At 68.4% G+C, this 7,199-nt stretch carries 6 protein-coding genes; 4 read left to right on the top strand and 2 right to left on the bottom strand.

The genetic code is table 11. From position 1 onward, the window contains the following. A partial coding sequence (locus Y887_RS16985) for an ATP-binding cassette domain-containing protein (RefSeq protein WP_046965469.1) occupies positions 1-918 on the top strand: 918 nt, incomplete at its 5' end. Between the two features lie 50 nt (positions 919-968). Beyond that, positions 969-1,469: a YcxB family protein gene (locus Y887_RS16980; protein ID WP_046965468.1), complete on the top strand. Its 501-nt coding sequence runs from the start codon at positions 969-971 to the stop codon at positions 1,467-1,469. An 18-nt stretch (positions 1,470-1,487) separates the two neighbouring features. On the opposite strand, the gene ampR is transcribed toward Y887_RS16980, so the two are convergent. Beyond that, positions 1,488-2,363, bottom strand: a complete 876-nt coding sequence (gene ampR / locus Y887_RS16975) for a LysR family transcriptional regulator AmpR (RefSeq protein WP_046965467.1) — start codon at positions 2,361-2,363, stop codon at positions 1,488-1,490. 100 nt (positions 2,364-2,463) lie between these two features. Here ampR and bla point away from each other — a divergent pair, with 100 nt between their 5' ends. Both bla and Y887_RS16965 read left to right on the top strand, forming a co-directional pair. Next, complete coding sequence (gene bla, locus Y887_RS16970) at positions 2,464-3,348, top strand: class A beta-lactamase (protein WP_046965466.1); 885 nt, start codon at positions 2,464-2,466, stop codon at positions 3,346-3,348. A gap of 172 nt (positions 3,349-3,520) precedes the next feature. Beyond that, positions 3,521-4,492: an alpha/beta hydrolase gene (locus Y887_RS16965; protein ID WP_046965465.1), complete on the top strand. Its 972-nt coding sequence runs from the start codon at positions 3,521-3,523 to the stop codon at positions 4,490-4,492. Positions 4,493-4,561: 69 nt separating this feature from the next. On the opposite strand, the gene Y887_RS16960 is transcribed toward Y887_RS16965, so the two are convergent. After that, positions 4,562-6,709: a phosphocholine-specific phospholipase C gene (locus tag Y887_RS16960; RefSeq protein ID WP_046965464.1), complete on the bottom strand. Its 2,148-nt coding sequence runs from the start codon at positions 6,707-6,709 to the stop codon at positions 4,562-4,564. Positions 6,710-7,199 lie beyond the last annotated feature (490 nt).

Raw genomic sequence — 7,199 nt, 5'->3', positions numbered from 1 at the left:
GGTGCCCGAAGGGCGGATGGGGGCGACGCTGCCACTGTCATCCTGCACGACGTCGGCTTCGGCCTGGAGGCGGGCGACCGCATCGGCCTGCTCGGTCCAAATGGCGCCGGCAAGACCACGTTGGTCAAGACGCTGGTGGGCGAGCTGGCCCCGTTGGCCGGCGAGCGCAGTGCGCATCCGGACCTGCGCATCGGCTACTTCGCCCAGCACACGGTGGAGTCGCTGCACGAGGGCCAGTCGCCGATGGATCACTTCCGCGAGCTGTCGCCGGATGGCTCCAATCAGGCCTTCCGCGATTTCCTGGGCAAATGGAATTTCGCCGGCGACCGCGCCTTCGAAGTGGTGGACGGCTTCTCCGGTGGCGAGCGTGCGCGTCTGGCATTGGCCTTGATCGCCTGGCAGCAGCCCAACGTGCTGCTGCTCGACGAACCGACCAACCACCTGGACCTGGAAATGCGCGAAGCGCTGGCCGAGGCGCTCAGCGATTTCGAAGGCGCCATCGTGATGGTTTCGCACGATCGCCATCTGATCGGCCTGGTCTGTGACAGTTTCTGGCGTGTGGCCGATGGCGTGGTCGAGCCGTTCGATGGCGATCTGGACGAATACGCCGCCTGGTTGCGCAGTCGCCCGGCCGCGCAAGGCACCAAGCAGAAGATGGCCGAAGTGGCGCCGACCCCGCCACCGCCGACCAAGCCGCTGCCGCCGAAGAAGGCCGTCAACCCGCACAAGCTGGCCAGCGCCGAAAAGCGCGTCGGCGAGCTGGAAGCCGCGTTGGCAGAGCTCGACCGCCAGCTGGCCAACCCGGGGAACTATGCCGACACCGACAAGATGGCGGTCCTGGGCCGCGACCGCGAGGCGACGGCGAAGCAGCTGGCCACAGCCGAAGCGGCGTGGATGGAGTTGATCGAAGGCGCGTAACGCGCAGGCGTTACGATGCACGTCTGGCCGAGCACAAGGAGGTAGGCAACATGATCAGCGCCACCATCAGTCTGGAAGACCATCTGGCCGCGCAGCGCCTGCATGCGCGACAGACGGCCAAGCTGTTGATCGTGATCCTGGTGGTCCTGCTGTTGATCGGGGCGGGGTTGCTGCAACTGATCGGGGCCGGCGAAATCATCGGCCCGATGCTGATCGGTGCCGGGGGCGGCGGCTTGATCGGCCTGGTGGTGTTGCACGTCTGGGGCTTGCCGCGGAAGATCAAACGCCTGCACGCACAGCAGGCCGCGCTGCGGCATACCTACACCTTTGCGTGGGACGAGACCGGGCTGGAGATCACCTGGGCAGACGGGCGACTGCGCCGGCCCTGGTCCGATTACATCCGCTACCGCGAGAACGAGCAGGTGCTGCTGCTGTATCACAACGACCGCTTGTTCGAGCTGTTCGCCCCGCACTGGTTCGCCGACAGGGCGCACTACGAGGCGTTTCGCCGCGTGGCGGTGCAGGGGATCGCGGCATCCGCGCGCCGCTGAGCGCAGCGTCGGGCTCGCTCAACCGGAGCGCTGTTGCTCCGTTGTCAGCCAGTCGCGCAATCGCGCATCGGCATCGCCTTCCGGACGCGAGCGCAGCCGGGTGAGCCAATAGCGTCCGGCGTCGATCTGGATCGGGAACGGGCAGACCAGGCGCCCGGCATCCAGATCCTGGCGAAACATCGGCAACGGCAACAAGGCCATGCCGGCACCGGCGGCCGCCGCGCTGGCCAGCGTCAACGACGAATCGAACATCGCCCCGCGTGCGGCGACTTCGGCCACGCCCGCCGCGCGAAACCATTGCGGCCATTCGTCCAGACGGTACGAGCGTAATAACGGCAGCTGGGCCAGATCGGCCGGTGTGCGCAGGCCACGCGCCATGCTGGGCGCGCACACCGGCGCAAACGGCGCCTCCATCAGTGCATGGGCGATCTGGCCCTGCCAGTCGCCGTCGCCGAAACGGATCGCCAGATCCAGCCCTTCGCCAGCCAGGTCGACCCGGTTGTTGTGGGTGGACAGGCGCAATTCGATATCCGGATGCGCGGCATGAAACGCTGGCAATCGCGGCAGCAGCCAGCCGGTGGCGAAGGTGCCCACCACGCCGACGCTGAGCACCTCGCGATAGCGCCCGTCGGCAAAGCGCTCCAGGGTGGCGGCGATGCGGTCGAAGGCCTCGCCGAGGACCGGTGCCAGCGCCGCGCCCTCGTCGGTGAGCGCCACACCGCGTGGCAGGCGGTGGAACAGGCTGGTGCCCAGCTGCTGTTCCAGCGCCTTGATCTGGTGGCTGAGCGCGGCCTGGCTCACGTACAACTCGCCGGCGGCGCGGGTCAGGTTCTGGTGGCGCGCGGCCGCCTCGAAGGCGCGCAGGGCGTTGAGCGGGAGGCGGGGGCGTGGCATGTCCAGAGATTAATTCAATTCATGCCTTGGATCGAAATATCGCGTTGGTGCTCCCGCTCGCCCACTTGGATACTGCGGTCTCTCCCAACGAGGCAGACGCATGTTGAATCGGCGACAGTTCCTGCACGCAACCGGCGCGGGCGTGCTGCTTGCAGCGTCCAGGCCCGCATGGGCGCTCACCCCGGCGATGACGGCGGACGATGTGCTGCGGACACAGTGGGCGGAAATCGAACGTGGCACCGGCGGCCGCCTGGGCATCAGCCTGCTCGACAGCGCCACCGGTTGGCGCCTGGGGCAGCGCGAAGACGAGCGCTTCCCGATGTGCAGTACCTTCAAATTTGTATTGGCTGCGGCAGTGTTGCAGCGGGTGGACCAGGGGACACTGACGCTGGCGCAGCGGGTCAGGATCCGTGCCTCGGACATGCTTGAGCATGCCCCGGTGACCGAGCGCCATGTCGGTGGTTCGCTGAGTGTCGGCGAGCTGTGCCGGGCCACCATGATCTACAGCGACAACCCGGCCGCCAACCTGTTGTTCCCGCTGGTCGGCGAGCCGGCCGGACTGACCGCCTTCCTGCGCAGCATCGGCGATGCCCAGACCCGCAGCGACCGCCACGAGCCGGAAATGAACCGCTATGCCGAAGGCGACCCGCGCGACACCACCACGCCTGCCGCAATGGCCGCCACGCTACGCACGCTGCTGCTCGGCAACGCGCTGCAGCCTGCCTCGCGCAAGCAACTGACCGACTGGATGATCGACAACCGCACCGGCGATGCCTGCCTGCGTGCGGGGCTCACGCGCGACTGGAAGATCGGCGACAAGACCGGCAGCAACGGCACCGACACCCGCAACGACATCGCCATCCTCTGGCCACCGAAAGGCCGGCTGCCGCTGCTGCTGGCAACGTATTTGAATGGCGCGAAGGTCGACGAGGCTGCGCGCGATGCGGCGTTGAAGGCGGTGGCGCAGGCAGTGGCGGCCTGGTAGCCGACACGCGCATCGCGCGCCAGCTAGCGGTGTTCGCGATCTCTCGCCTGCCGCAGGCCGTGTGTCGCGCACGCTTCATGGCAGTCGAGAACAAGACCGATCAGGTGGCGACGCGGCGCACGGCCGCCGCGTGCCTCTCACTGCAGTTCTGTCGATCCCTTTGGAGCACGCCATGCGTCGGTTCGTGTGCTGTACGTGTGCGATTGTCTTGGGCCTGTGCGCGCACGGTGCGCCGGCGCGCGTCTGGGAACCCACGCCGGGGCACGTGCAGGTGCCGATCTGGCCGGGCGCAGTGCCCAATGCAGTGCCGCATCCGACGTCGGAATCGGCCGGCCCCGGTCCGGGCAAACCGTGGTGGCCGGCCATCCACGACGTCAGCCGGCCGACCATGACGGTGTATCCGGCGCAAGGGCACAACACCGGCGCCGCGGTGGTGGTGTTTCCCGGCGGCGGCTACCAGATGCTGGCGATGGACCTGGAGGGCACGGAGATCTGCGACTGGTTGACTGCGCGCGGCATCACCTGCGTGTTGCTGAAGTACCGCGTCCCCAATTCCGGGCCGACCTGGATCGATGGTCATCGCTACTACCCCAAGGTGCAGACCGCACTACAGGACGCGCAGCGCACCTTGGGTCTGGTGCGCCAGCAGGCCGCGACCTGGGGCGTGGACCCACACAAAGTCGGGGTGATGGGCTTTTCCGCCGGCGGGCACCTGGTGGCCGCAGCCAGCACGCATTTCGCCGAACGCGCCTATCCGCTGGTGGATGCGGCCGATCGCGTGAACTGTCGCCCGGATTTCGCTATCGCCGTGTATCCGGGCCATTTGTGGGCGCACGAGGACGACGACCGTGCCTCACGCGATTCGACTCGTCTGTCGCTGCGGCCGGACATCACCGTCACCGCGCAAACGCCGCCGACCTTCTTGCTGCAGGCCGAGGACGATGCGGTGGATGGCGTGAGTCAGTCGCTGGCCTACTATGTGGCGCTCAAGCAGGCTGGCGTACCGGCAGAAATGCATCTCTATGCCGAAGGCGGGCACGCGTTCGGTCTGCGCGCGGGCGCACTGCCGATCGCGCAATGGCCGCATCTGGTGGAAACCTGGTTGGGGACGATCGGCATGCTGGATGCGGCCGACGCGCGCTGAGCGCGACGATGCCCAGGACGGCCGGCCCGACAGCCACGTGCGCACGCACCGCATGCCGCGCCGCAGGGCTCAGCCCAGCTCGCCGATCACCACGGGCCGGTCCTGCTGCAGCCGCGCCGGCCCACCCATGGCCGGGTCGCTGACGCTGTCTGCACCGGTCTCGATGCGCCCGGCCAGGCGTTGGCTTGCGCCGTCGTGTTCGATCCACAGGTCGTACCAGCCGCCGCTGGGTGCGGCCTTCCAGCTGCGTTGCCATGTCTGGCCGCCCGCGAGCTGCAATTGCTCGCGTGGTTGCGCCTGCGCATAGGCGGCCGGTTGCAGCGCGATCTGGATCGGCGTGGTGCCGGCGTTGTGCAACGACAACGACAGCGCTGCCGGGTCATCCGCTGCCTGGGTGATGTCGGCCAGCAGCAATGCAGTGCTCAGGTCGCCACGGTAGTGACGATGAAATCCGTTGGGGCCGACCAGCCACAGATCGTAACGGCCGTCGTAGGTGGTCCAGTCGCCGTCCAGCGTGGCGCCGTTGCCCACCGTGTAGCGGCGCGGGATCGCCGCCAGGTCGTAGCGGTCGTAGACATGCAGCACCGCCGCCGCGCCGCTGTTGGTCATGCGTAGCCGCACCTCGCCACGCTCGGGCAGATAGGCCAGCTGCACCCGCGGGCGATAGGGCACGGCGCGCGAACGGCGTACGCCGAAGGGTTGCGCGGGCGGCTGCAAGGTGGCCGGCAGCGGCGGCAGCGTGTGCTCGCGCAGGGCCGCTGCACGCGTTGCCGCATCGCCTACATCGGGCAGCGATGCGACGAACCGGCGTGCATCTGCGTTACGGAAGTCGAACGCCGTAGTCAGGTCGCCACACACCGCACGCCGCCATGGTGTGATCTCCGGCGCCTGCACGCCAAACCGCCGTTCCAGCAGGCGCAGTACCGAGGTGTGGTCGTACACCTGCGAATCCACCCAGCCACCACGGCTCCACGGCGAGATCACATACAGCGGCACGCGCGGACCAAGCCCGTAGGGGCGGCCGCGCAGGTCGGGCAGATCCACTTTCTGCTCACCCGGTGCAGGCTGGCGATGGTAGTCGTCGTCGGTGGCGATGCTGGAGGCGCCGGCGAACTCGCCAGCGGTACGCGGGTCCGGCGATGGCGGCGCCGGTGGCGGCATGTGATCGAAGAAACCGTCGTTCTCGTCGAACATCAGCAGCAAAGCGGTGCGGCTCCACACCTGCGGGTCGGCGGTGAGCGCATCCAGGACGCGCGCGGTGTAGGCCGCACCCTGCGCCGGGCTGGATGGGTCCGGATGCTCGCTGCCGGCTGCATCGGCAATGACAAAACTCACCGACGGCAACCGACCGGCCAGCACGTCCGCGCGCAGCTGCTCCACGCCCCGCGTACTGATGCCACGCGCGCGCAACTGCGCATCGTGGCCAGGCGCGCTGCGGTAGGCCTGCCGAAACGCTTCGAACCCGGCCAGCGGGTTGTCGGTGAAGTTGTCGGCCATGTCCTGGTAGATCTGCCAGGACACGCCCGCGCGCTGCAACTGTTCCACATAGGTGGTCCAGCGATACGACTCGCCAAATCCGCCCAGCTCCGGGAAGTTGTCGTGCGAGTTGCCGATCACCGGCCCGCCATTGCGGGCCTGCGGATCGTTGCCGCCGGTCCACAGGAACACGCGATTGGAATTGGTGCCGGTCTGGATCGAGGCGTGGTACGCATCGCAAATGGTGAACGCATCGGCGAGCGCGTACTGGAAGGGAATATCCGCGCGTCCGTAGTAGCCCAGCGCGTGATTGTGTTTGGCCGCCGCCCAGTGCCCGAGCCGGCCCTGGTCCCAGGCCTGCTGTGCATCCGGCCAGCTATGCGGCGTGCCCTTGACGCGCATGAAGCCGAAGTGCGCGGCGGTATCCAGCGCGAACGGGGTGAGCCATTGCATGCCGTCTTCGCTGGGTTGCAGCCACACCGTGCGCGAGGGCGCGCCCGGCAGCGGCGGGGCCGGAATCGGAAAGCGATCGCCGAACCCGCGCACGCCGGGCAGGGCACCGAAGTAATGATCGAACGCGCGGTTTTCCTGCATCAGGATCACCACATGCTGCAGGTCCTCCAGCGTACCGCTGCGCCGGTCCGGCGCGATGGCCGCGGCACGCGCGATGCTGGGCGAGAGTGCGGCCGCGCCGCTGGTCAGGCCGGCTTGCAGCAAACGGCGGCGGGGCAGGTCGATCATCGTGTCACCTCTGAGTGGCTGCCCCCCCGAGTTCCTTCCCCCGCTTGCGGGGGAAGGTGCCCGAAGGGCGGATGGGGGAGCTGTTGGCCTCACCCCAGCCCTCTCCCGCAGGCGGGAGAGGGGGCGGGTTGCTGCAGGATTTTCCCGCATCTTGCGTGACTGGCCGAACCCCTCCGACTCCCTTCCCCCGCCTGCGGGGGAAGGTGCCCGAAGGGCGGATGGGGGGCTGTGGCCCTCACCCCAGCCCTCTCCCGCAGGCGGGAGAGGGGGCGGATTGCTGCAGGATTTTCCCGCATCCTGCGTGACTGGCCGAACCCCTCCGACTCCCTTCCCCCGCCTGCGGGGGAAGGTGCCCGAAGGGCGGATGGGGGGCTGTTGCCCTCACCCCAGCCCTCTCCCGCAGGCGGGAGAGGGAGCGGGTTGCTGCAGGATTTTCCCGCATCCTGCGTGACTGGCCGAACCCCCCCGACTCCCTCCCCCCGCCTGCGGG

It is taken from the genome of Xanthomonas pisi DSM 18956 (assembly GCF_001010415.1).
In the GTDB taxonomy this organism is placed as follows: domain Bacteria; phylum Pseudomonadota; class Gammaproteobacteria; order Xanthomonadales; family Xanthomonadaceae; genus Xanthomonas; species Xanthomonas pisi.
The sequence above is the reverse complement of the archived record's forward strand: the minus strand, read 5'-3'. Positions and strand labels throughout refer to the sequence as shown.

Excerpts from the sequence above, each read along its gene's own strand:
- ampR (WP_046965467.1), bottom strand. The coding sequence starts at position 2,363 with ATGCCACGCCCCCGCCTCCCGCTCAACGCCCTGCGCGCCTTCGAGGCG.
- bla (WP_046965466.1), top strand. The coding sequence starts at position 2,464 with ATGTTGAATCGGCGACAGTTCCTGCACGCAACCGGCGCGGGCGTGCTG.
- Y887_RS16980 (WP_046965468.1), top strand. The coding sequence starts at position 969 with ATGATCAGCGCCACCATCAGTCTGGAAGACCATCTGGCCGCGCAGCGC.
- Y887_RS16965 (WP_046965465.1), top strand. The coding sequence starts at position 3,521 with ATGCGTCGGTTCGTGTGCTGTACGTGTGCGATTGTCTTGGGCCTGTGC.
- Y887_RS16960 (WP_046965464.1), bottom strand. The coding sequence starts at position 6,709 with ATGATCGACCTGCCCCGCCGCCGTTTGCTGCAAGCCGGCCTGACCAGC.